General features: G+C 74.8%; 14 protein-coding genes. 8 read left to right on the forward strand and 6 right to left on the reverse strand.

The genetic code is table 11. The annotated features are described in order from the left end of the window. The first annotated feature begins 50 nt into the window (after positions 1-50). Positions 51-1361 carry a citrate synthase gene (locus IE313_RS21815; protein ID WP_189934798.1) on the forward strand — a complete coding sequence of 437 codons (1311 nt, stop codon included), beginning with the start codon at positions 51-53 and terminating at the stop codon, positions 1359-1361. A gap of 865 nt (positions 1362-2226) precedes the next feature. Here IE313_RS21815 and IE313_RS21820 read toward each other — a convergent pair. From IE313_RS21820 to IE313_RS21840, 5 genes are all read right to left on the reverse strand, one after another. Beyond that, positions 2227-4743, reverse strand: coding sequence for a heavy metal translocating P-type ATPase (locus IE313_RS21820; protein WP_189934800.1), 2517 nt, complete (start codon positions 4741-4743; stop codon positions 2227-2229). Between the two features lie 85 nt (positions 4744-4828). Next, positions 4829-5089: a heavy-metal-associated domain-containing protein gene (locus tag IE313_RS21825; RefSeq protein WP_189934802.1), complete on the reverse strand. Its 261-nt coding sequence runs from the start codon at positions 5087-5089 to the stop codon at positions 4829-4831. A gap of 463 nt (positions 5090-5552) precedes the next feature. Then, positions 5553-6227, reverse strand: coding sequence for a GNAT family N-acetyltransferase (locus tag IE313_RS21830; protein ID WP_189934805.1), 675 nt, complete (start codon positions 6225-6227; stop codon positions 5553-5555). A gap of 378 nt (positions 6228-6605) precedes the next feature. Beyond that, on the reverse strand, positions 6606-6806 hold the full coding sequence (locus tag IE313_RS21835) for a helix-turn-helix transcriptional regulator (RefSeq protein WP_189934807.1): 201 nt from the start codon (positions 6804-6806) through the stop codon (positions 6606-6608). 381 nt (positions 6807-7187) lie between these two features. Beyond that, positions 7188-8087, reverse strand: a complete 900-nt coding sequence (locus IE313_RS21840; protein ID WP_189934809.1) for a sugar phosphate isomerase/epimerase family protein — start codon at positions 8085-8087, stop codon at positions 7188-7190. A 279-nt stretch (positions 8088-8366) separates the two neighbouring features. Here IE313_RS21840 and iolC point away from each other — a divergent pair, with 279 nt between their 5' ends. From iolC to IE313_RS21875, 7 genes are all read left to right on the forward strand, one after another. Further along, the gene (gene iolC, locus IE313_RS21845; RefSeq protein ID WP_189934878.1) at positions 8367-9362 is read left to right on the forward strand and encodes a 5-dehydro-2-deoxygluconokinase; all 996 of its coding nucleotides are present in this window, start codon (positions 8367-8369) and stop codon (positions 9360-9362) included. Next, positions 9359-10258 carry a Cgl0159 family (beta/alpha)8-fold protein gene (locus IE313_RS21850; RefSeq protein WP_189934811.1) on the forward strand — a complete coding sequence of 300 codons (900 nt, stop codon included), beginning with the start codon at positions 9359-9361 and terminating at the stop codon, positions 10256-10258. The genes iolC and IE313_RS21850 overlap by 4 nt, the downstream gene beginning before the upstream one ends. A gap of 74 nt (positions 10259-10332) precedes the next feature. Further along, complete coding sequence (gene iolB / locus IE313_RS21855) at positions 10333-11205, forward strand: 5-deoxy-glucuronate isomerase (protein ID WP_189934813.1); 873 nt, start codon at positions 10333-10335, stop codon at positions 11203-11205. Between the two features lie 70 nt (positions 11206-11275). Continuing rightward, a complete protein-coding gene (iolD, locus tag IE313_RS21860; protein WP_189934815.1) occupies positions 11276-13156 on the forward strand; it encodes a 3D-(3,5/4)-trihydroxycyclohexane-1,2-dione acylhydrolase (decyclizing) in 1881 nt (626 codons plus the stop codon). 22 nt (positions 13157-13178) lie between these two features. After that, complete coding sequence (locus IE313_RS21865; RefSeq protein ID WP_189934817.1) at positions 13179-14681, forward strand: CoA-acylating methylmalonate-semialdehyde dehydrogenase; 1503 nt, start codon at positions 13179-13181, stop codon at positions 14679-14681. 500 nt (positions 14682-15181) lie between these two features. Further along, positions 15182-18166 (forward strand): alpha/beta fold hydrolase, encoded by a 2985-nt coding sequence (locus IE313_RS21870; protein ID WP_189934819.1) that lies wholly within the window; start codon positions 15182-15184, stop codon positions 18164-18166. Between the two features lie 302 nt (positions 18167-18468). Beyond that, positions 18469-19269 carry an ABC transporter permease gene (locus tag IE313_RS21875; protein WP_229924846.1) on the forward strand — a complete coding sequence of 267 codons (801 nt, stop codon included), beginning with the start codon at positions 18469-18471 and terminating at the stop codon, positions 19267-19269. A gap of 77 nt (positions 19270-19346) precedes the next feature. On the opposite strand, the gene IE313_RS21880 is transcribed toward IE313_RS21875, so the two are convergent. Continuing rightward, the gene (locus tag IE313_RS21880) at positions 19347-21356 is read right to left on the reverse strand and encodes an arabinofuranosyltransferase AftB family protein (RefSeq protein WP_189934821.1); all 2010 of its coding nucleotides are present in this window, start codon (positions 21354-21356) and stop codon (positions 19347-19349) included. Between the last annotated feature and the right edge of the window lie 242 nt (positions 21357-21598).

The raw sequence follows: 21598 nt of genomic DNA on the forward strand, positions 1-21598 counted from the left end.
GGAAGCAGTCAGGGGCAGTCAGGGCACCTCGAAGATGAGGCACTACGTCGGTGAGGGAAGACGTGAGCGACAAACGCGATGACGCAGTAGTACTGCGGTACGGCGATGGCGAGTACACCTACTCGGTTGTCGACAGCACCGTCGGCGACAAGGGTTTCGACATCGGGAAGCTGCGGGCCCATACCGGCCTGGTGACCCTGGACAGCGGCTACGGCAACACCGCCGCCTACAAGTCCGCGATCACCTACCTCGACGGTGAGCAGGGCATCCTGCGCTACCGCGGATATCCGATCGAGCAACTGGCCGAGCGCTCCACGTTCCTCGAAGTGGCGTACTTGCTGATCAACGGCGAGCTGCCCACGGTGGACGAGCTCTCCACCTTCCGCAATGAGATCACGAAGCACACGCTGCTGCACGAGGACGTCAAGCGGTTCTACGACGGCTTCCCCCGTGACGCGCACCCGATGGCGATGCTGTCCTCGGTGGTCAGCGCCCTGTCGACGTTCTACCAGGACAGCCACAACCCGTTCGACGAGAAGCAGCGGTACCTGTCGACCATCCGGCTGCTCGCCAAGCTTCCTACGATCGCCGCGTACGCGTACAAGAAGTCGGTGGGCCACCCCGTCGTCTACCCGCGCAACGACCTCGGCTACGTCGAGAACTTCCTGCGGATGACGTTCTCGGTGCCGGCCGCCGAGTACGCGCTTGACCCGGTGGTGGTCTCCGCGCTGGACAAGCTGCTGATCCTGCACGCGGACCACGAGCAGAACTGCTCGACGTCCACGGTCCGGCTGGTCGGCTCCTCGCAGGCGAACATGTTCGCGTCGATCTCCGCGGGCATCTCGGCGCTGTGGGGCCCGCTGCACGGTGGCGCCAACCAGTCGGTGCTGGAGATGCTGGAGGGCATCCAGTCCTCCGGCGGCGACGTCGACTCCTTCATCCGCAAGGTGAAGAACAAGGAAGACGGCGTGAAGCTCATGGGCTTCGGGCACCGCGTCTACAAGAACTTCGACCCCCGGGCGAAGATCATCAAGGCGGCGGCGCACGACGTCCTCTCGGCGCTCGGCAAGTCCGACGAGCTGCTGGACATCGCGCTGAAGCTGGAGGAGCACGCCCTCGCCGACGACTACTTCGTGGAGCGCAAGCTCTACCCGAACGTCGACTTCTACACCGGCCTGATCTACCGCGCGATGGGCTTCCCGACCGAGATGTTCACGGTGCTCTTCGCGCTCGGCCGGCTGCCCGGCTGGATCGCCCAGTGGCACGAGATGATCAAGGAGCCCGGTTCCAGGATCGGCCGTCCGCGCCAGATCTACACGGGTGTGGTGGAGCGGGACTTCGTTCCGGTCGAGGAGCGCTGAGCGCCCCTTCGGGGCGCGGGTAGCCGACTGCTTGCGGTGTGCCCGCCCCCTTGGCGGTCGGCGGTGGCCCCTGCTTTCGGTGATCCTTCACCGGTCCGGGTCCGTCACCCGTCCGTCGTCCGTCACCGGTCGGTGGTCGGTCACCCGTGGGTGGTTGTCCGCCGGTCCGTGATCGGTTGCCTCTTCGCGGTCCGTCACCTGTCCGTGGTCCGTCACCGGTCGGTGGCCGGATGGCGCCGGGGGTTCGCTTCGGGGCTGCGGGCTGCGGGGGCGTCGTGGTTGCTCGCGCAGTTCCTCGCAGCCCTTTCCGGGGCTGCGCCTCCCTTTCAGGGGCTGTGCCCCCTTCAGGCGCTTGCGCTCCTCGTGAGGGGGGTGTGTGGGCGCGGTTCGCGAGGTGTGGGTGAAGCGGAAAGCGCCCCGCCTACGGTCCCCCCACGGGCCGTAGGTCGGGGCGCTTTCCTTTGTCCCGGTGCGGATTCCCCCCACGGGATCCGGCCGGGCGTCGGTGGGCCGCGCCAGCGGTGGCGTGATCTGCCGGGACGCGCACGCTCGGGAGGGCCGCTCAAGCTCCCCGGTGTACGTGCCCCGGCCTCACAACCTCGGAGATGTCCCCCAAGACATCTCCGTCAACACCGGAGACGCCCCCCAAGACGTCTCCAGCATCGTCTTCTTAGACTCGCGAGCCCCTTCTATGGTTACGCTGAAATCCATGTGATCTGCGTCTCCTGCACAACTCCATCGTCGCCGCAAGAGCCCTCGCATGCCGATCCGGCCCTAAGAGTAGAGATATTGCACCGGTTCTGTGAAGAGGTGTGAAGGCTTTGAGGGTCGGTTCTGAGACAACATACGCGTAGCGCTGTAGGCGTTACGTGAAGGTGCGCAGCCGCAGGCTGTTGCTGACCACGAAGACGGACGAGAAGGCCATGGCCGCTCCCGCGATCATAGGGTTCAGGAGGCCGGCCGCGGCCAGCGGCAGGGCGGCGACGTTGTAGCCGAAGGCCCAGAAGAGGTTGCCCCGGATCGTGGCGAGGGTGCGCCGGGAGAGCCGGATGGCGTCCGCGGCCACCCGCAGATCGCCGCGGACCAGGGTCAGGTCGCCCGCCTCGATCGCCGCGTCGGTGCCGGTGCCCATCGCGAGGCCCAGGTCGGCGGTGGCGAGCGCGGCCGCGTCGTTGACCCCGTCACCGACCATCGCGACGGTACGGCCCGCCGCCTTCAGCCGGCGCACGACGGCCACCTTCTCCTCCGGCAGCACCTCGGCGATCACCTCGTCGATGCCGACCGCGCGCGCCACCGACTCGGCGGCGGCCGTGTGGTCCCCGGTCAGCAGCACGGGCGTCAGGCCGAGGGCGCGCAGTTCGCGCACCGCCTCGGCACTGGTCTCCTTGACGGTGTCGGAGACCGTCAGCACGCCCCGCGCGGTGCCGTCCCAGGCGACCACGACCGCGGTGTGCCCCTCCGCCTCGGCGGCGGCCCGGGCCGCGGTGAGCGACGGGGGCAGGGGGATTCCCGCGGCGGTCAGCAGCCGCTCGCGGCCCGCCAGCACCTCGTGGCCCTCGACCGTGCCGCGCACGCCGAGTCCCGGGACGTTCTCGAACCGCTCCGGCGCCGGCAGCGCCCCCGCACGCTCGGCGGCCCCGGCCGCGATCGCACGGGCCACGGGATGCTCGGACGCGTGCTCCAAGGCGCCCGCGAGCCGCAGCAGCTCCTTCTCGTCGACCGGCTCGACCGGCTCGACCGGCTCGACCGGCTCGGTGGGCGCCACCGCCGCCGGGGACGCCACGGCCGCCACGGGTGCCACGCGTTCGTCCGGCACCGGGGGCGGGTTCCCGGCGGTTGCGGGGGTCCGGTCGGTCCCGGGGGCCCCGGAGCCGGCGTCCCCCGTACCTGCCGGGTACACCCCGCGCAGCGTCATGCGCCCGGTGGTGACCGTGCCGGTCTTGTCCAGGACGACCGTGTCGACGCGGCGGGTGGACTCCAGGACCTCGGGCCCCTTGATGAGGATGCCGAGCTGGGCGCCGCGGCCCGTGCCGACCAGCAGGGCGGTGGGGGTGGCGAGGCCCAGGGCGCAGGGGCAGGCGATGATCAGGACCGCCACCGCGGCGGTGAAAGCGGCGGCCGCCCCGCCTCCCGCCATCAGCCAGGCGAGCAGCGTGCCCAGCGCGATCAGCATCACCACCGGCACGAAGACACCGGCGATCCGGTCGGCGAGCCGCTGCACCTCGGCCTTGCCGTTCTGCGCCTCCTCGACGAGCCGCGCCATCCTGGCCAGTTGGGTGTCCGCGCCGACCCGGGTGGCCTCGACGACCAGGCGGCCGCCGGCGTTGACGGTGGCACCGGTGACGGCGTCGCCGGCGGTCACGTCGACGGGGGCCGACTCGCCGGTGAGCATCGAGGCGTCGACGGCCGAGCTGCCCTCGACCACGGTGCCGTCGGTGGCGATCTTCTCGCCGGGGCGCACGACGAAGCGCTCGCCGACGGCCAGCGTGCTCGCCGATATGCGTACCTCGGTCAGCGCCCCGTCCGGCCCGCGGCGCAGTACGCAGACGTCCTTGGCGCCCAGTTCGAGCAGGGCGTGCAGGGCGGCGCCCGCGCGGCGTTTGGCGCGGGCCTCCAGATAGCGGCCCAGCAGCAGGAAGGTGACGACGCCCGCCGCGACCTCCAGGTAGAGGGAGCTCGAACCGTCGGCGCGGGTGGCCAGCAGGTCGAAGCCGTGCCGCATACCCGGCATCCCGGCGTCCCCGAGGAACAGCGCCCACAGCGACCAGCCGAAGGCGGCGAGGGTGCCGACGGACACCAGGGTGTCCATGGTGGCCGCGCCGTGCCGGGCGCCGGTGAACGCGGCGCGGTGGAAGGGGAAGCCGCCCCAGACGACGACGGGCGCGGCGAGCGTGAGTGAGAGCCACTGCCAGTTCTCGAACTGGAGGGCGGGCACCATCGACAGGAGGACGACGGGCAGGGCGAGCACCGCGGAGCCGAGCAGGCGCCCGCGGAGCGCGGCGGCCTCGGGGTCGGCGGGTGCGGGCCGCGGTCCGCTCGGGTCCTGACCCGGCGCGGGCTCCCCGGGGGCCGGGGCGGGCGCGGGCGGCGGGGGCTCCTCGGCGGTGTAGCCCGTCCTGACGACGGTGGCGATGAGGTCGGCGACCGTCGTCCCCTCGGGGTGGGTGATCCTCGCCTTCTCCGTCGCGAGGTTCACCGTGGCGGTGACGCCGGGCATGCGGTTGAGCTTCTTCTCGACGCGGGACGCGCAGGAGGCGCAGGTCATTCCGCCGATGCTGAGTTCGGTCCGTGCGGTGGCCGCGGGCTGGGCGGGCCCGCCGCCCGGCACCTCGGCGCGGGGTGCGCCGGGTGCCCGCGGTGCCTGGGACGCGCTGCTGGTCATGTCGGCTCCAAAACGGGAGTGTGCTCCGGTCGGGACGGCCGTGCCCGCGGGCCGGAAGGTGCGCGGCCCTGCCGGGCGGTTCGGGTCAGGCCCTGCCCACCAGCTCGTAGCCGGCCTCGTCCACGGCGGCGCGCACCTCCGCGTCGTCGAGCGGGGCCGCGGAGACCACGGTCACGCGGCCGGTGGCGGCCTCGGCCCGCACGGAGCTGACCCCGGCCAGCTCGCCGACCTCCTGCGCGACCGCGCCCTCGCAGTGGCCGCAGGTCATGCCGGTCACCTGGTAGACCGCGGTGATCAGGCCCTCGGCGGACGGTGTCTGCTGGGGGGTTTCGCTCTGGGTGGCCATCTCGTTCTCCTTGGGGGGTGCGGTACGCGTACGGGTGGGGGCGGGCGCCGGTGCGGGCATCCGGGTGCCGCGCAGCAGGTGGCGCACGGCGCACCGGCGGCCCCGTCCGACTCTCCTCACACTATACCCCTAGGGGGTAAGTAATCGGGTGGGTGCGACGAGAGACTTCCGCGGCGCCGAGTCCGGGGCCCGACGCCGGGCGCCAAGCCCCGCGGCCGGGTCCGGGAGGACGGCAGCCGGGTCCGGGAGGCCCGCAACCGAGCCGCCGGAGCGCGGTCGGGTCCGGGTACCCAGCCGGTCGCGGCCGGGCCCGGGTGCCTGGCCGGTCGCGGCCGGGTCCGTGTCAGCCCTTCGCCGCCTTCCCCGGGTACCCGCGGTCTGCGTCTGCCCTTCGCCGTCCTCCCCGGGTACCCGCGGTCCGCGTCAGCGCTCCGCCGCATACCCCGGGTACCCGCGGTCCGCGTCAGCGCTTCGCCGTCCCGCCCGGATACCCGCGGTGCTCCCGCCACTCCCGGGCCAGTACGGACATCACCATCTCGTCGAACGCCTCACCGCCCCGCAGCGACGCCTCGCGCCTGACGCCCTCCACGACGAAGCCGGCCTTCTCGTAGGCGCGCCGCGCCCGGTGGTTGAAGGAGTACACGCCCAGCTCGACGCGGTTCAGGCCGAGCCGTTCGAAGGCGTGCGCCAGCATCAGGCGGACCGTCTCGGTGCCGAGGCCCCGGTCGCGGCCGCGCGGGCCGAGCAGGATGCGGAAGAGACAGCTACGGTCGCCCTCGCGCCAGTCGTACAGCACGCTCTCGCCGACGAGTTCGCCGCTCGCCCGGTCCGTCACGGCGAGGTCGAGCCGGTCGTGCGGTTCGCCGCGGGAGCCGTACCAGGCCAGCAGCCGCTCCCTGGTGAGGGCGCCGCGCGGGGCGAAGGTGTACCGCAGCACCTCCGGGTCGTCGATGATCGCCGCCATCGTGTCGGTGTCCTCGGCGGTGAACGGCCGCAGGACGACCTTCCGGCCGGTGAGCACCGGCTTCACGGCGAAGCCGGTGCGGCCCTGCCGGGGGGTGCCCGGGACCGGTGACGACCCGGGCGCGGGCGCGGGCACGGGTGGTGGCTGGGGCGGGAGGTGCGAGGGTGACGTCATCTGCGGATTCTGCGCGGGGCGCCACCGCGGCGGCAACGCGGCGGCACCGGCCCGGACCGCCGGGACCGCGGCCGTCTCGCGCGGGCCGTGCCGGACTCGGCGGGCGGTGCCACCGGGGGCCGCTGTCGGCGGGACGGCGAGCGCGTCGCCGACCGGCCTGTGCGGCCCCTCGGAGCACGTTCCCCAGTGCGCCTGCCCCGGGCCGCCGCCGTGCCGCGGACGCAGGAGGACGCGAGCGCCCGCCCGGCCTGCGTCCGCGCTCGGCGGACGGCCTCGGCTCACGCCCCCGAGTGTTCCCGGTCCACGCCCCGGGTGTTCCCGGTCCACGCCCCGGGTGTCTCGGCCCACGCCGCGGGCCCGGCCCGTTCCCCGGGCGGCTCAGCCCTCGCGCCGGCCGCGGTTGCCCGGTCGCGAGGCCACCCAGGCGCGGACGGTGTCCGCGTACCAGTACGGTCTGCCGGCCTCCACGTGGTCGGGCGGCGGCAGCAGTCCGTGCTTGCGGTACGAGCGCACCGTGTCGGGCCGGACCTTGATGTGTGCGGCGATGTCGTTGTACGACCAGAGACTGCGGTCGGTCATCCGTGGCATCTCCTCCCCGCCACGCCGCGGCCCGGCGGGTGCCGGGGCACCAGCCGGGCGCAGCGCTGACGATCTCTCAGCATGTGTCCGGTGAACGACACAGGGTGACATCGGTCAGGGCCTGTCGACCGGGTGTGACGCGCACCCCGCCGATCCGGCACACCTGTGACGGGGAGGTGGTGTTTGTGACACGACCGACGAGATCGGCGGCCCGCCGCGCGTCCGGCCCCAGGGCCTTCCGTTCGGATCGGGCCGGATCGGGGAACGGGATCCGGGTGCGTGCAGGCGCAAGGCGCGGAGCGTCGGTCGACCGACGGCGACGCCGCAGACGCGCGTGCCGGGCCCGCGAGCCCGGCATGATCCAACCCCAGGCCCCAGGCCCTAGGCGCCGCAGGAGCGCAGGAACGCGCGCGTGCGGCGGGCGATGGGCAGCGGGGCGTCCGGCGCGCAGGGGTACATGTCCTGCTCGACGATGGCGAACAGGTCGACGCCGAGGCCCTGCGCGGCGGCCAGCACCGGTTCCAGGGCGGGTGCGCCGGACGGCGGTTCGCACATCACGCCGCGGGCGACGGCCGGGCCGAAGGGCAGCTCCTGCGCCCGCACCTCGGCCAGGACCCGCGTGTCGACCTGCTTGAGGTGGAGGTAGCCGATCCGCTCGCCGTAGGTCTCGATGAGCTTGACGCTGTCGCCGCCGCAGTAGGCGTAGTGCCCGGTGTCCAGGCAGAGCGAGACGAGGTCGGCGTCGGTGGCGTCCAGGAAGCGGGTGACGTTCTCCTCGGTGTCGATGTGGGTGTCCGCGTGCGGATGGACGACGACCTTGAGGCCGTAGCGCTCGCGCACCTCGCGGGCCAGTCGCTCCGTCTGGCGGGTGAGGTCGCGCCACTGGCCGGCGGTGAGGGTGCTCTCCTCCAGGACCTCGCCCGTCTTGTCGTCGCGCCAGAAGGCGGGGATGACGACCAGGTGCCGGGCGCCCGTCGTGCGGGCCAGCGCCGCGACGCCCGCGACGTGCTCCCAGGTGGCGTCCCAGACACCGGGGCCGCGGTGCAGGCCGGTGAAGACGGTGCCCGCGGAGACCCGCAGCCCGCGGCGCCCGGTCTCCTCCGCCAGCACCTCGGGATCGGTGGGCAGGTAGCCGTACGGGCCCAGTTCGATCCACTCGTAACCACTCGCGCTGACCTCGTCGAGGAAGCGCTGCCAGGGGACCTGCCGCGGGTCGTCGGGGAACCAGACGCCCCACGAGTCGGGTGCCGAACCGATCCGGATGCGTGACAGCGTCGTCATGGCCGTCACTTTCCGGGCGCCGGGGGAGAGGTGTCAAGGTCTCGTCCGAATGTCTGGACAAAACATTGACAGGCTCCCGAGCCGGCATTACACCTGGTGGCAGCCGAAACGCGGCACCTCCCCTCCGGCCGTCCCCAGGGGCGCCACGTCCCCCAGAAGGACGCGAACGGCCCGGCGGGGCCCGGGAAGCCGCCCTCCCCAGGAAGGGACGTGCAGGTGATCGACCCGGACACGGACCCGCGGAGCGAGCCGTCCACCGGCCCGCACGACGTCATCACGATGGGCCGGATCGGGGTGGACCTGTACCCGCTGCAGGCGGGGGTGCCGCTGGCGGAGGTCGGCACGTTCGGGAAGTTCCTCGGCGGCTCCGCGACCAACGTCGCCGTCGCCGCCGCCCGCCTCGGCCGCCGGACGGCGGTGATCAGCCGCACCGGCCAGGACGCCTTCGGGGACTACGTGCACCAGGCGCTCACCGGCTTCGGCGTCGACGACCGCTGGGTGACCCCGGTACCGGGCCTGCCCACTCCGGTGACGTTCTGCGAGATCTTCCCGCCGGACGACTTCCCGCTGTACTTCTACCGCCTGCCCAAGGCCCCCGACCTGGTGATCCACCCCGACGAGCTGGACCTGGACGCGGTGGCCGCGGCCCGCGTCTTCTGGATGACGGGCACGGGCCTGAGCGAGGAGCCGAGCCGCACCGCGACGCTCGCCGCGCTGGCGCACCGGGCACGCACCGGACCGACCGTCTTCGACCTGGACTGGCGTCCGATGTTCTGGACCGACCGCAGCAGGGCGAGAACCGCGGCCGGGGACCCGGGCGGCGTCCCGCCGGCCGGCCCCGAGCTGGGCCCCGAGGGTGCGCGCCCCTACTACGCCGAGGCCCTGCGGCACGCCACCGTCGCGGTCGGCAACCTGGACGAGGTCGAGGTGGCCACCGGCGAGCGCGAACCGGCGGCCGCGGCCCGGGCTCTGCTGGCCGCGGGCGTCGAGCTGGCCGTGGTCAAACAGGGGCCCAAGGGCGTCCTCGCGCTGTCCGCGTCCGGCGAGCGGGCCGAGGTGCCACCGCTGCCGGTGGACGTGCTCAACGGCCTGGGCGCCGGGGACGCCTTCGGCGGAGCGCTCTGCCACGGGCTGCTGGCGGGCTGGGACCTGGAGCGGACCATGCGCTACGCCAACGCCGCGGGCGCGATCGTCGCGGGCCGCCTGGAGTGCTCCTCCGCCATGCCGACGCCCGCCGAGGTGGACGCCGCGCTCGCGGCGGGGGCGGTGCGATGAGCACGGGGGCCGTGGACGCGGGTGAGCTCGCGCGGCTGCGGGCCAGGCACCCCGAGGCCGTGGCGCAGGCCGCGGCCCGCCGGGCCAGGCGGCCGCTGCTCGACGGCGGGCGGCTGATGATCATAGCCGCCGACCATCCGGCCCGCGGCGCGCTCGGCGCGGGCGGCGACGCACTGGCCATGGCCGACCGCGCCGACCTGCTGGAGCGGCTCTGCGTCGCGCTCGGCAGGCCGGGGGTGGACGGTGTGCTGGCCGCCGCCGACATACTCGACGACCTGCTGCTGCTCGGCGCCCTGGACGGCAAGGTCGTCATCGGCTCGATGAACCGCGGCGGCCTCGCCGGGGCCGTCTTCGAACTCGACGACCGCTTCACCGGCCTGCGCCCCGAGGACATCCAGCGGTACGGCTTCGACGCGGGCAAGCTGCTGCTGCGCATCGACTACGAGGACCCGGGCTCGCTGGCCACCCTGGAGGCCGCCGCCCGGGCCGTGGACGCGATGGCGGAGCGGGGCCTGCCGGTGTTCGTCGAGCCGTTCCTGTGCCGCCGCGACCCGCGGGACGGGACGCTGCGCACCGACCTCGGCGCCACCGCGGTCACCAAGTCGCTCGCCATCGCCTCCGGGCTCGCCGGCACCTCCGCGTACACCTGGCTGAAGGTCCCGGTCACCGAGGACCCGGACGACATGGCCCGGGTCATGGCGACCACCACCCTGCCCGCGGTGCTGCTCGGCGGCGAGGTGGGCGGCACCGCCGAGGAGCAGCTCGGCGCCTACGAGAAGTGGCGCGGCGCCCTGCGGCTGCCGACCGTGCAGGGCCTGGTCGTCGGCCGCTCGCTGCTGTATCCGGCGGACGGCGACGTGGCGGCCGCGGTCGACACGGCGGTGGGGCTGCTGTGAGGACCGGTGGGGGCGGGAGCACGGGCGACGGGGCGGCAGGCACGCGCGACGCGTCGCGGGGTAGAGATACGCACATGAGCGAGACGAACGGCGCAACCGGCACCGGGGTCGGCGCCCCGGCCGCCCAGGACACCGGCCTGTACGTGCCCCACGGCAGCACCGGAACCGGCCCCTGCACGGTCGACATCGGCCCGGAGCGCGCCGGGTGGACCTACTCCCGGCTGAAGGTGCTCGAACTCGGCCCCGGCGAGGTGCACTCCGTGGTGGCCGGCGAGTGCGAGTGGATCGTGCTGCCGCTGAGCGGAGGATGTACGGTCCACACGGAAGGCCGGACCATCGAACTGCTGGGCAGGCAGAGCGTGTTCGCAGGAGTCAGCGACTTCGCCTACGTGCCGCGCGATGCCCATGCACAGATCGCCTCCGGTGCGGGAGGCCGCTTCGCCCTGGCAGGAGCGAAGTGCGAGCGCAGACTCCCCGCCCGCTACGGCCCCGCGCCGGAGGTTCCCGTCGAGCAGCGCGGCAGCGGCATGTGTACCCGCCAGGTGCGCAACTTCGCCGCCGTCGGCGTGTTCGACTGCGACACGCTCATCGCCGTCGAGGTGGTCACCCCGGGCGGCAACTGGTCCTCGTACCCGCCGCACAAGCACGACGAGACGCGCCCGGGCGAGGAGAGCGAGCTGGAGGAGATCTACTACTTCGAGCTCGAAGGGCCGAACGGCTTCGGCTACCAGCGGGTCTTCCCGTCCCGCCCGGGCGGCAGCGACGTGCTCGCCGAGGTGCACGGCGGGGACGCGGTGCTGGTGCCCAACGGCTGGCACGGCCCGTCCATCGCCGCGCCGGGCCACGACATGTACTACCTCAACGTGATGGCGGGCCCGGGTGCCGAGCGCGCCTGGCAGATCTGCTTCCACCCCGACCACCTCGCGAACACCCCGGGCTACCGGTGAGCGCCCCGCCCGGCGTCCGGGTGCACGCGAGGACCGCCGTGCGCACCCCAGGGTCCAGAAAGGGCCGACCATGAGCACCAGCGCCACCCGCCGCCTGACCACCGCCCAGGCCCTCGTCGCCTTCCTCGCCAGGCAGTTCACGGAACGCGACGGCGTAAGGCACCGGCTGATCGGCGCCACCTGGGGCATCTTCGGCCACGGCAACGTCGCCGGCCTCGGGCAGGCGCTCGTGGAGTACGGCGACGAGATGCCGTACCACCAGGGCCGCAACGAGCAGGCCATGGTGCACGCGGCCGTCGGCTACGCGCGCCAGCGCAACCGGCTGGCCACCCATGCCGTCACCACGTCCATCGGCCCCGGCGCCACCAACCTGGTCACCGGTGCCGCGCTCGCCACCATCAACCACCTCCCCGTCCTGCTGCTGCCCGGCGATGTGTTCGCGACCCGGCCCGCCGACCCGGTGCTCCAGCAGCTCGAAGTGCCCCACGCGGGCGACGTGTCCGTCAACGACTGCCTGCGGCCCGTCTCCGTGTACTTCGACCGCATCACCCGCCCCGAGGCGCTCATCCCGGCCGCGCTGGCCGCGATGCGCACGCTCACCGACCCGGTGGCCACCGGCGCGGTCACGCTGGCGCTGCCGCAGGACGTCCAGGCCGAGGCTTTCGACTGGCCGGAGGAGTTCCTCGCCGAGCGGGTGTGGACGGTGCGCCGCCCCGAGCCCGACGCGCACGAGCTGGACGCCGCCGTGCGCGCGGTGCTCGGCGCCAGGCGGCCGCTGATCGTCGCCGGCGGCGGGGTGCGGCACAGCGCCGCCGAGGACGCGCTGCGGCGGCTCGCCGAGGACACGGACATCCCGGTGGCGGCCACCCAGGCGGGCAAGGGCGCGCTGCGCCACGACCACCCGGCGGACGTCGGCGGCATCGGCCACACCGGCACCGCCACCGCCGACGAGCTGGCCCGCGGCGCCGACCTGGTGATCGGCGTGGGCACCCGGTGGACCGACTTCACCACCGCCTCGGGCACTCTCTTCGCCGCCGACGGGGTCCGCTTCCTGAACATCAACATCGCGCCCTTCGACGGGCACAAGATGGCCGGCCTCCCGCTGGTCGCGGACGCCCGTACCGCCCTCGACGCGCTCCACCGGCGCCTTGGCGCGCACCGCGTCGCGCCCTCCTACGTGATCGGCTACCGCAACGCCAAGTCGCGCTGGGAGCGGCGGGTGAGCGCCGCGTACGACGGCGAGGAGTCCGCACGGCCCACCCAGCCGCAGGTGCTCGGTGCGCTGGACGCCGTCGTTGGGGACGAGGACGTCGTCATCAACGCCGCGGGCTCGCTGCCGGGCGAGCTGCACAAGCTCTGGCGCACCCGCTCCCGCGACCAGTACCACGTCGAGTACGGCTACTCGTGCATGGGCTACGAGATCCCGGCCGCGATCGGCGTCGCCCTCGCCGCGCCGGGACGCCCGGTGTGGGCGCTGGTCGGCGACGGCACCTACCTGCTGATGCCCGGCGAGATCGTCACCGCCGTCCAGGAGGGCATCCCGCTGAAGCTCGTCATCCTGCAGAACCACGGCTACGCCTCCATCGGCGGCCTGTCCGAGCAGGTGGGCGGCGAGGGGTTCGCGACGGCGTACCGGTTCCGCGCGGCGGACGGCTCGTACACCGGCGAGCCGCTGCCCGTCGACCTCGCCGCCAACGCCGCGAGCCTCGGCATGCGGGTGCTGCGGGCGGGGACGAACGGCGAGCTGCGCGCGGCGCTCGCCGACGCGCGCGCGTCCGACCTGCCCACGTGCGTGTACGTGGAGACCGACACCAGCGGGGCGGTTCCCGGTGCGCCCCCCGCCCAGGCATGGTGGGATGTGCCGGTGGCGGAGACGGCGACCCGCGCGCCCGCGGTGGCGGCGCGCGAGGAGTACGAGCGGCAGGCCGGCCGGCGCAGGCGCCATCTGTGAAGTACGGACTCGGGAGTTGCACATGACGAAGACCGTCAGCCACTGGATCGGCGGCAAGCCCGTCGAGGGTGCCTCGGGCCGGTTCGGGCCGGTCACGGACCCCGCCACCGGCGCCGTCACCACCCAGGTGCCCTTCGCGGACGGCGGCGAGGTGGACGCGGCCGTCGCCGCGGCCAGGGCCGCGTACGGGAGCTGGAGCACCTCCTCGCTGGCCCAGCGCACCTCGATCCTCTTCAGGTTCCGCGCCCTGCTCGACGCGCACCGCGAGGACATCGCGGCGCTGATCACCGCCGAGCACGGCAAGGTGCACGCGGACGCGCTCGGCGAGGTGGCCCGCGGCCTGGAGATCGTCGACCTGGCGTGCGGCATCCCCACCCAGCTCAAGGGCGAGCTGTCCACCCAGGTGTCCCAGCGGGTGGACGTGGCGGCGATCCGGCAGCCGCTCGGGGTGGTGGCGGGCATCACACCGTTCAACTTCCCGGCGATGGTGCCGATGTGGATGTTCCCGCTGGCGATCGCCTGCGGGAACACGTTCGTCCTCAAGCCCAGCGAGAAGGACCCGTCCGCCTCCGTGCGGCTCGCCGAGCTGCTGACCCGGGCGGGACTGCCGGACGGCGTCCTCAACGTCCTGCACGGCGACAGGACCGCCGTCGAAGCGCTGCTCGAACACCCCGACGTCGCCGCCGTGTCCTTCGTCGGCTCCACCCCGATCGCCCGCCACGTGCACCGCACCGCCTCCGCGCACGGCAAGCGCGTCCAGGCGCTGGGCGGCGCCAAGAACCACATGCTGGTGCTGCCGGACGCGGATCTGGACGCGGCCGCCGACGCCGCGGTCTCCGCCGCCTACGGGTCGGCGGGCGAGCGGTGCATGGCGGTCTCCGCGGTGGTCGCGGTGGGCGCCGTCGGGGACGACCTGGTGCAGCGGATCAGGGAGCGTGCCGAGAAGATCATCATCGGCCCGGGCACCGATCCGGCCTCCGAGATGGGACCGCTGATCACCGCAGAGCACCGCGACCGGGTGGCCGGCTATGTGAAGGGCGCCGCCGAGCAGGGCGCCGAGGTCGTCCTGGACGGCACCGGGCACACCGTCGAGGGCTACGAGCAGGGCCACTGGATCGGGATCTCGCTGCTTGACCGGGTGCCGGTGACCGCCGACGCCTACCGGGACGAGATCTTCGGCCCGGTGCTGAGCGTGCTGCGGGTCGACTCCTACGAGGAGGGCCTTGCGCTGATCAACGCCTCGCCGTACGGCAACGGCACGGCGATCTTCACCCGGGACGGTGGCGCGGCCCGACGCTTCCAGCTTGAGGTGCAGGCGGGCATGGTCGGGGTGAACGTGCCGATCCCGGTACCGGTCGGCTACCACTCGTTCGGCGGCTGGAAGGACTCCCTGTTCGGCGACCACCACATCTACGGCAACGACGGCGTCCACTTCTACACCCGCGGCAAGGCCATCACGACCCGGTGGCCGGACCCGGCGGACGCGCCCGCCGGGGTGGACCTGGGCTTCCCCGGCAACCACTGAGGGAACCGGCCGCCGACCGGGGCCGCCGACCGCGCGTGGCCCCCGGCCCGCCCCGCACGGCACCGGGGCCCCGCGCACCGAGGACCCGTGCACCGGGGCTCCCGCGTACGGGGGCACCGGCACCGCGAAGACCCACCGGCACCCGCACCGCGAAGACCCGCCGAGGCACCCGCACCGCGAAGACCCGCGCGCCGAGCCGCGGCGGTGTCCCGACCCCGGGGGCGCGAAGGCCCGGTGGCGCCCCCGACCGGCCTCCGAGGGACGCCCACCGGTACGACAGGGCGCCGCGGGCGGCGGTCCCGGCGCGGCCACCACGCCCGGTGTGACCTACCTCACCGGCGGGGGGCTGCTCCCGCGGCCGGTGGCACGTGACGCACACCACGGTCCCGCCGGTACCACGCCCGCAGTACGCCGCCACCTCGGCGTACTGCGCCAGGAGGTGGCACGGCTCAGACCGTCGTCGCGCTCGAAAACCCGGGACCGCCCGTACGGTTGGGGGCATGGTTCTGAGACTGCCCGGGCGGCGCGCGTCACGCCTGCCCGGCTCGCGCCGGGTGCGCCGGTGGGCCGCCGCCGTGGCCGCCGTAGCCGTGCTCGCGACCGGAGGCATCTGGTCCGCGGCCGCCGCGGGTGCGCTCGGCGGCCAGAGCGCCGTGCACCGCACGGACCGCATGCTGCCGACGCACGGCGCGACGATCGACACCTCGTACTTCACGGCGGGCGACCCCGGCGCCCGCCGTCCCGCGGTACTGCTCGCGCACGGCTTCGGCGGCAGCAAGGACGACGTCAGGCCCGAGGCCGAGCAACTGGCCCGCGACGGCTACGCGGTGCTCACCTGGTCGGCCCGCGGCTTCGGCCACTCCACCGGGAAGATCGGTCTGAACGACCCGAAGGCCGAGGTCGCCGACGTCTCCCGGCTGATCGACTGGCTCTCGCACCGCCCCGAGGTGCAGCTCGACCATCCAGGCGACCCGCGCGTGGGCGTCACCGGCAGCTCCTACGGCGGTGCCGTCTCGCTGCTCGCCGCCGGGTACGACCACCGGGTGGACGCCATCGCCCCCCAGATCACCTACTGGAACCTGGCGGACGCGCTGTTCCCGGACGGCGTCTTCAAGAAGCTGTGGGCCGGGATCTTCTTCACCACCGGGGCCGCAGGAAGCCCGGCGGACCAGCAGGACCAGCAGGACCGCACGCCCCCGGGGCCGGGCGGCGCGGGCCCCGGCGGGGCGGGCGGCGGTGACTCGCCGGTGTCCTCCGACGCCCCGGGGTCCGCCGACCCGGCCGGTGCCGCGCGCTCCGACGGCGGCGGGGGCCTCACGGCCGCCGGCGCCTCCGTCGGCTCCGCCACGGCGGTCGTCCTCGGCGCGTCCGGCGGCAGCGGACCCGCGGACCGGGGCGCTGCCGGGCCGCCCGATGCCTCGGCCTGCGGGCGCTTCGAGACGCAGCTCTGCGCGATGTACCAGCGGGTCGCCGAGAACGGCAGGCCCGACGCCGCGGCACGCGCCCTGCTGGAGGCGCGCAGCCCGTCGGCGGTGGGCGACCGCATCAAGGTGCCCACGCTCATCGCCCAGGGCCAGGCCGACTCGCTCTTCCCGCTCGGCCAGGCCGACGCCATGGCCGAGCGGATCAAGGCCAACGGCGCGCCCGTCGACGTCGACTGGCTCGCTGGCGGCCACGACGGCGGCGACCTGGAGACCGGCCGGATGACCGACCGGGTGGCGCACTGGTTCGACCGCTACCTGGGGCACGACACCTCCGCCGACACGGGCCCCGTCTTCCGGATCTCCCGCACCGGGGGAGTCGACACCACCGACGGCACCTCGGGGACCCGCGGCGCCACCGGGGACCGCTACCCCGGCCTGAACGGCCACCCGCGGACCGTACCGCTGCGCGGCACCGCCGAGACCTTCGTCAACCCGCCCGGCGGCGGTCCGCCCTCGATCTCCGCGGTGCCGGGCCTGTCGGGCGCCTCGCAACTGTCCGGGCTCGGCCTCGGGCCCTCGCTGGACTTCCCCGGCCAGTACGCGCGCTTCGACTCGGCGCCGCTGGAGCGGGACCTGCGGATCACCGGCTCGCCGACGGTCACCGTGCACGTCAGGTCGTCGGGGCCCGACGCCGTGCTCTTCGGCAAGCTCTACGACGTCTCGCCCGGCCAGGGCGGCCGTGCCTCGCTGCCCGAACAACTGGTGTCGCCCCTGCGGATCGAGGGCGCCCAGCACGGCAAGGAGGTCCGGGTCACGCTGCCCGCCCTCGACCACGAGGTGGTCAAGGGCCACCGGCTGCGGCTGGTGCTCGCCAGCACCGACCTGGCGTACGCCTCGCCGGCCGCCCCGGCGACGTACACCGTCTCGCTCGCCGGCGACGGCCTGCACGTGCCGACCGCGCCCGGGGTGAGCACCTCCGGAGCGCCGGTGCCCTCCTGGGTGTGGTGGCTGCCCGCCGCAGGCGCCGCCGTGGCGCTGGGACTCGTGCTCACCGGCCGCCGCAGGGCCGCGACCCCGGCGCCCGACCCCCGGCTCGCCGATGTGCCGCTCCAGATCACCGGCCTGAGCAAGCGGTACGCGAACGCGGCCGACCGGTACGCCGTGCGCGACCTGGCGTTCCGGGTCGAGCGGGGCCAGGTGCTCGGGCTGCTCGGGCCGAACGGCGCGGGCAAGACCACCACGCTGCGCATGCTGATGGGCCTGATCACGCCCGACGCCGGCGAGATCCGCGTCTTCGGGCACGCCATCAGGCCCGGGGCGCCGGTGCTGTCGAGGGTCGGCGCGTTCGTCGAGGGCGCGGGCTTCCTGCCGCACCTGTCGGGCCGCGCCAACCTGGACCTCTACTGGCAGGCCACCGGCCGCCCGGCCCAGGACGCCCACGCCGAGCAGGCGCTGCACATCGCCGGGCTCGGCGACGCCCTGGACCGGGCGGTGCGCACCTACTCGCAGGGCATGCGGCAGCGCCTGGCCCTCGCCCAGGCCATGCTGGGCCTGCCGGACCTGCTGATCCTGGACGAGCCGACGAACGGGCTCGACCCGCCGCAGATCCGCGAGATGCGCGACGTGATGATCCGCTACGCCCGCGGCGGGCGCACCGTGATCGTCTCCAGCCATCTGCTCGCCGAGGTGGAGCAGTCCTGCACGCACCTGGTCGTGATGGACCGCGGCCGGCTGGTGCAGGCCGGTCCCGTGGCGGACATCGTGGGCTCCGGCGACACGCTGCTGGTCGGGCTCGCCAGAGAGCTCCCCGCGCCCCTGCTCGACCGGGTCGGCGCGCTGCCCGAGGTGGCCTCCGCGGTGCCCGTCCCCGACGGGCTGCTGATCCGCCTCGCCGTGCCGGCCGGTACCGAGGGGCAGGACGGCGGTGACGGCGCGGCGGCGGAACCGGCCGCGGCCCGGCTGCTCGCCGGGCTGGTGGGGCTCGGCGTGCCGGTGACGTCGATGGGGCCGCACCGCCGCCTTGAAGACGCGTTCCTGACGCTGATCGGAGGAGCCGCATGAGCGCGGACACGAGCCGGACGGAGGAGAAGGCCCCGGCCACCGGGGCCGCCCTCGCGGCGGACGCCGAGGCGGTGCGGGCCGCGGGCCTCGCCCCGGACCCCGGTCTGCCCCCGCACGCGGCGGCGGCACCGGCCGACGAGCTGGGCGCGGACACCGAGCCGCCCCGCGCCGACGGCCCACCACGGGACGCCGCGGCCTTTGCACCCGCCCAGGCGGGCGGCACGCCCGCACACGCGGCCCCCGCTGCCCCGGCGGAGTCCGAGGCCGGGTCCACCGCGCCCGGCTACCGCCCCGCCCGCACGCTGCCGCTCCGCGTCGAGCTGGTACGGCAGCTCAAGCGCCGGCGGACCCTGGTGATGGGCGCGGTGCTCGGGCTGCTGCCGTTCGTCCTGGCCGTCGCGCTCGCCGTCGGCGACCCGGGCCGCAGGGGCCAGGTCAGCCTGATGACGACGGCCACCGAGTCCGGCGCCAACTTCGCGGCCACCTGCCTCTTCGTCAGCGCGGGCTTCCTGCTGGTGATCCCGGTGGCGCTGTTCTGCGGGGACACGGTGGCCTCGGAGGCGAACTGGTCGTCGCTGCGGTACCTGCTCGCGGCGCCCGTGCCGCGCGCCCGGCTGCTGTGGTCCAAGCTGGCGGTCGCGCTCGGCCTCAGCCTCGGCGCGATCGTGCTGCTTCCGGTGGTCGCGCTCGCGCTCGGCACGGTCCTCTACGGCTGGGGGCCGTTGCAGATCCCGACCGGCGGGGTGCTCGACGCCGGGACCGCCGTGCGGGGGCTGGCCGTGGGCGTCGCCTACATCTTCGTCTCCCAGTTGGTCACCGCGGGCCTCGCGTTCTGGCTGTCCACGCGGACGGACGCCCCGCTGGGCGCGGTCGGCGGCGCGGTCGGCCTGACGATCGCCGGCAACGTCCTGGACGCGGTGACGGCCCTGGGCCACTGGCGGGCCTTCCTGCCCGCGCACTGGCAGTTCGCCTGGGCAGACCTCATCCAGCCGCAGCCGGAGTGGGGCGGCATGATCCAGGGCGCGGCGGTGTCGGTGACGTACGCGATGGTGTTCGTCGCGCTCGCCTTCCGCGGCTTCCGGCGCAAGGACGTGGTGTCCTGACGCGTCCGGGGCCGCCGCCCCGTCCTGCGGGCCCCGTCTTGCGGTGCGCCGGGGCGCGGTTGTGCCGCCGGACCCGCTCAGTGGCCCGCGCCCGGCGCCCGGGGGCCGCACATGTCGTGTGCGGCGCGTACCGGGTCGGCCGGGAAGCGGAAGGCGGTGCGGCGCCAGGCGCCCGTGAGGTTGTGCCAGAAGCGGGCGGGGGTGAGCCGGGCGCGGGTGGCGGCCGCGAGGTCGGCCAGCGGCCCGCAGTGCAGGGCGCGGCGGGCCGCGGCCACCTGCGCCCGCCGCGCGCCCGGCGGCAGGTCGGCCGCGGTGCCGCGGTCGGCGAGGACCCAGGCGCGCGGCAGGTGCTTGTCGTGGCCGACACGGCCGCCGGGCTCCCGCTCCGAGTGCGCGGCCAGCGGGTAGCCGAGCCCGATCGGGTCGAGCGCCGCGCCGGACAGCGGAACCACCGTGCCGTCGAAGCCCAGCACGGCGTGCACGCCGGTCACCGATGGCGAGGAGCCCGCCAGCCGCTTTCCGCCCAGCACCAGGGCCGGGGAGCCGGCCCGCTCGGCGGCGCGCACGGTGCGGGCGTAGGAGCGCAGCCGGGGCGCCGCCGCGAAGTGGTGGTGGACCGGGTGCGCGGAGGCGTTCTGCCGGACGTACACCCCGCGCTCGTCGGCGACACCGGCCGGGCCGATCCCGCCCGCGTAGCCGACCCGCAGCCAGCACGCGCAGGCCACCGCCCAGATCCCGACAGCGGCCACCGCGCAGACCCAGGCCCGGGTGGCGGGTACGGCGAAGACCGGCAGCAGCATCAGCAGCAGGCCGGGCAGCAGCATCCGGCCGTGCATGAAGTCACCGCCCACCCTGATGACGTACAGCCAGCACAGCGCCCCCGCGAACACGGGCGCGAGGGCCTGCGCCCGCCGTGCGCGGTCCGGGCCCTGCGCCCGCGCGGCCCCCGCGGCGCCGACCGGCACCGTCCGAGCCCCCGCGGCGACGACCGGCACCGTCCGAGCCCCCGCGGTGCCGACCGGTGCCCGGGTCCGCCGTGCGCCGTGCGGCGCGGGCCGTCCGGCGAGGCGGGTACCGCGCGGCCGCCCGCGTACCGGCGCGGCCGTCGCCCGGGCGGATGGCCGGCCTGCCGTCGTGCCGCGGGCCCCGCCGGGCACCGGCCGCCGCAGTGCCCACAGCGCCGCGGCACCCACCACGAGCGCCGGGATCCAGAGCAGGTACGGGCCCGTGAAGTCGGCCAGGTAGCCGAGCCCCCGGCCCCACAGGCTCACCGACGCCTCCTTGGTGACCGCGGGCAGCGGCACCAGATGGCCGTAGTAGCCGGCGCGGAACACCTCGTAGGCGAGGGGCAGGGCGAGCGCGGCGGCGAGCGAGCACAGCGCGGCACGCCGCGGCGGGCGTGTGCACCACCACTGTGCCGCGAGCAGGACCGCGGACACCAGGCCCAGGTCCGGGCGCACCAGGGGCCCGAGGCCCAGCAGGGCGCTGGTCGCGGCCGAGCGCGGGCGCGTCACCAGACGCAGCCATGCGCCCGCTAGCCAGCAGGTGGTCAGGCCCGTCTCCAGGCCGGAGGTCGCGAAGTCCCAGACGGGCGGCAGCGCGAGCAGCACCAGGGAGCCCAGGGGCAGCAGGACGACGGGGGTGCTGCCGGGGCGGCACGCGCGGGTGTGCAGCCGCACCGCGCCCAGGGTCGCGAACCCGAAGCCGAGCACGGTCAGCAGCAGGCCCGAGCAGACCGCGGCCCGCGCCAGGTCGAGGCCCGGCAGCCCGGCGAGGACGAGCAGCCACTGCCACAGCGTGCCGGTGGACGCTTCGGCGCGCTCACCCGCGTTGAACACGGGCCCGTGTCCCGCGAGCACCTGACGGGCCGTGCGCAGATAGATATGGCCGTCGTCGGACATCCAGCGCCGCTGGAAACCGGCCACGCCCACCAGCAGGACCGGCAGCACGAGGACCGCGAGCCGCGGGCGCCCGGCCGCATCGTGCCGCTCGGGGCGCCGCGCACGGCCCGCCGGGGGCCTGCGGGCCCGCGAGGCCCGAGAGGTCCGGGGGCCGCGGGAGCCGCGGGCGTGCGTGGACGTCGTCATGTCCCGTTTCATCGGCCCGCGTCCACACGCCCTTGACGGCGGCACGAAGCGGCCTGCGCCGAACGGGTGCGGTCGGGTGCCCCGGGGCGCCCGCGGGCCCGGCCCCGTTCTCCCGAAGCCGCCGCGAAGTGACAGGTAGCACTCCGTGGTCGAAGTGATGCCTGGTCAGGGTGAGCGGGGCGGGGGCTGGGAACGTCGCCGACCTGGGGGGCGGTGAGGCCGGCGCGGGCCTGCTCGACGGC

Origin of the sequence: Streptomyces sulfonofaciens (assembly GCF_014656295.1) — a bacterium.
Taxonomy (GTDB): domain Bacteria; phylum Actinomycetota; class Actinomycetes; order Streptomycetales; family Streptomycetaceae; genus Streptomyces; species Streptomyces sulfonofaciens.

Excerpts from the sequence above, each read along its gene's own strand:
- iolC (WP_189934878.1), top strand. The coding sequence starts at position 8,367 with ATGGGCCGGATCGGGGTGGACCTGTACCCGCTGCAGGCGGGGGTGCCG.
- IE313_RS21865 (WP_189934817.1), top strand. The coding sequence starts at position 13,179 with ATGACGAAGACCGTCAGCCACTGGATCGGCGGCAAGCCCGTCGAGGGT.
- iolD (WP_189934815.1), top strand. The coding sequence starts at position 11,276 with ATGAGCACCAGCGCCACCCGCCGCCTGACCACCGCCCAGGCCCTCGTC.
- IE313_RS21850 (WP_189934811.1), top strand. The coding sequence starts at position 9,359 with ATGAGCACGGGGGCCGTGGACGCGGGTGAGCTCGCGCGGCTGCGGGCC.
- iolB (WP_189934813.1), top strand. The coding sequence starts at position 10,333 with ATGAGCGAGACGAACGGCGCAACCGGCACCGGGGTCGGCGCCCCGGCC.
- IE313_RS21835 (WP_189934807.1), bottom strand. The coding sequence starts at position 6,806 with ATGACCGACCGCAGTCTCTGGTCGTACAACGACATCGCCGCACACATC.
- IE313_RS21840 (WP_189934809.1), bottom strand. The coding sequence starts at position 8,087 with ATGACGACGCTGTCACGCATCCGGATCGGTTCGGCACCCGACTCGTGG.
- IE313_RS21880 (WP_189934821.1), bottom strand. The coding sequence starts at position 21,356 with ATGACGACGTCCACGCACGCCCGCGGCTCCCGCGGCCCCCGGACCTCT.
- IE313_RS21870 (WP_189934819.1), top strand. The coding sequence starts at position 15,182 with ATGGTTCTGAGACTGCCCGGGCGGCGCGCGTCACGCCTGCCCGGCTCG.
- IE313_RS21830 (WP_189934805.1), bottom strand. The coding sequence starts at position 6,227 with ATGACGTCACCCTCGCACCTCCCGCCCCAGCCACCACCCGTGCCCGCG.
- IE313_RS21820 (WP_189934800.1), bottom strand. The coding sequence starts at position 4,743 with ATGACCAGCAGCGCGTCCCAGGCACCGCGGGCACCCGGCGCACCCCGC.
- IE313_RS21825 (WP_189934802.1), bottom strand. The coding sequence starts at position 5,089 with ATGGCCACCCAGAGCGAAACCCCCCAGCAGACACCGTCCGCCGAGGGC.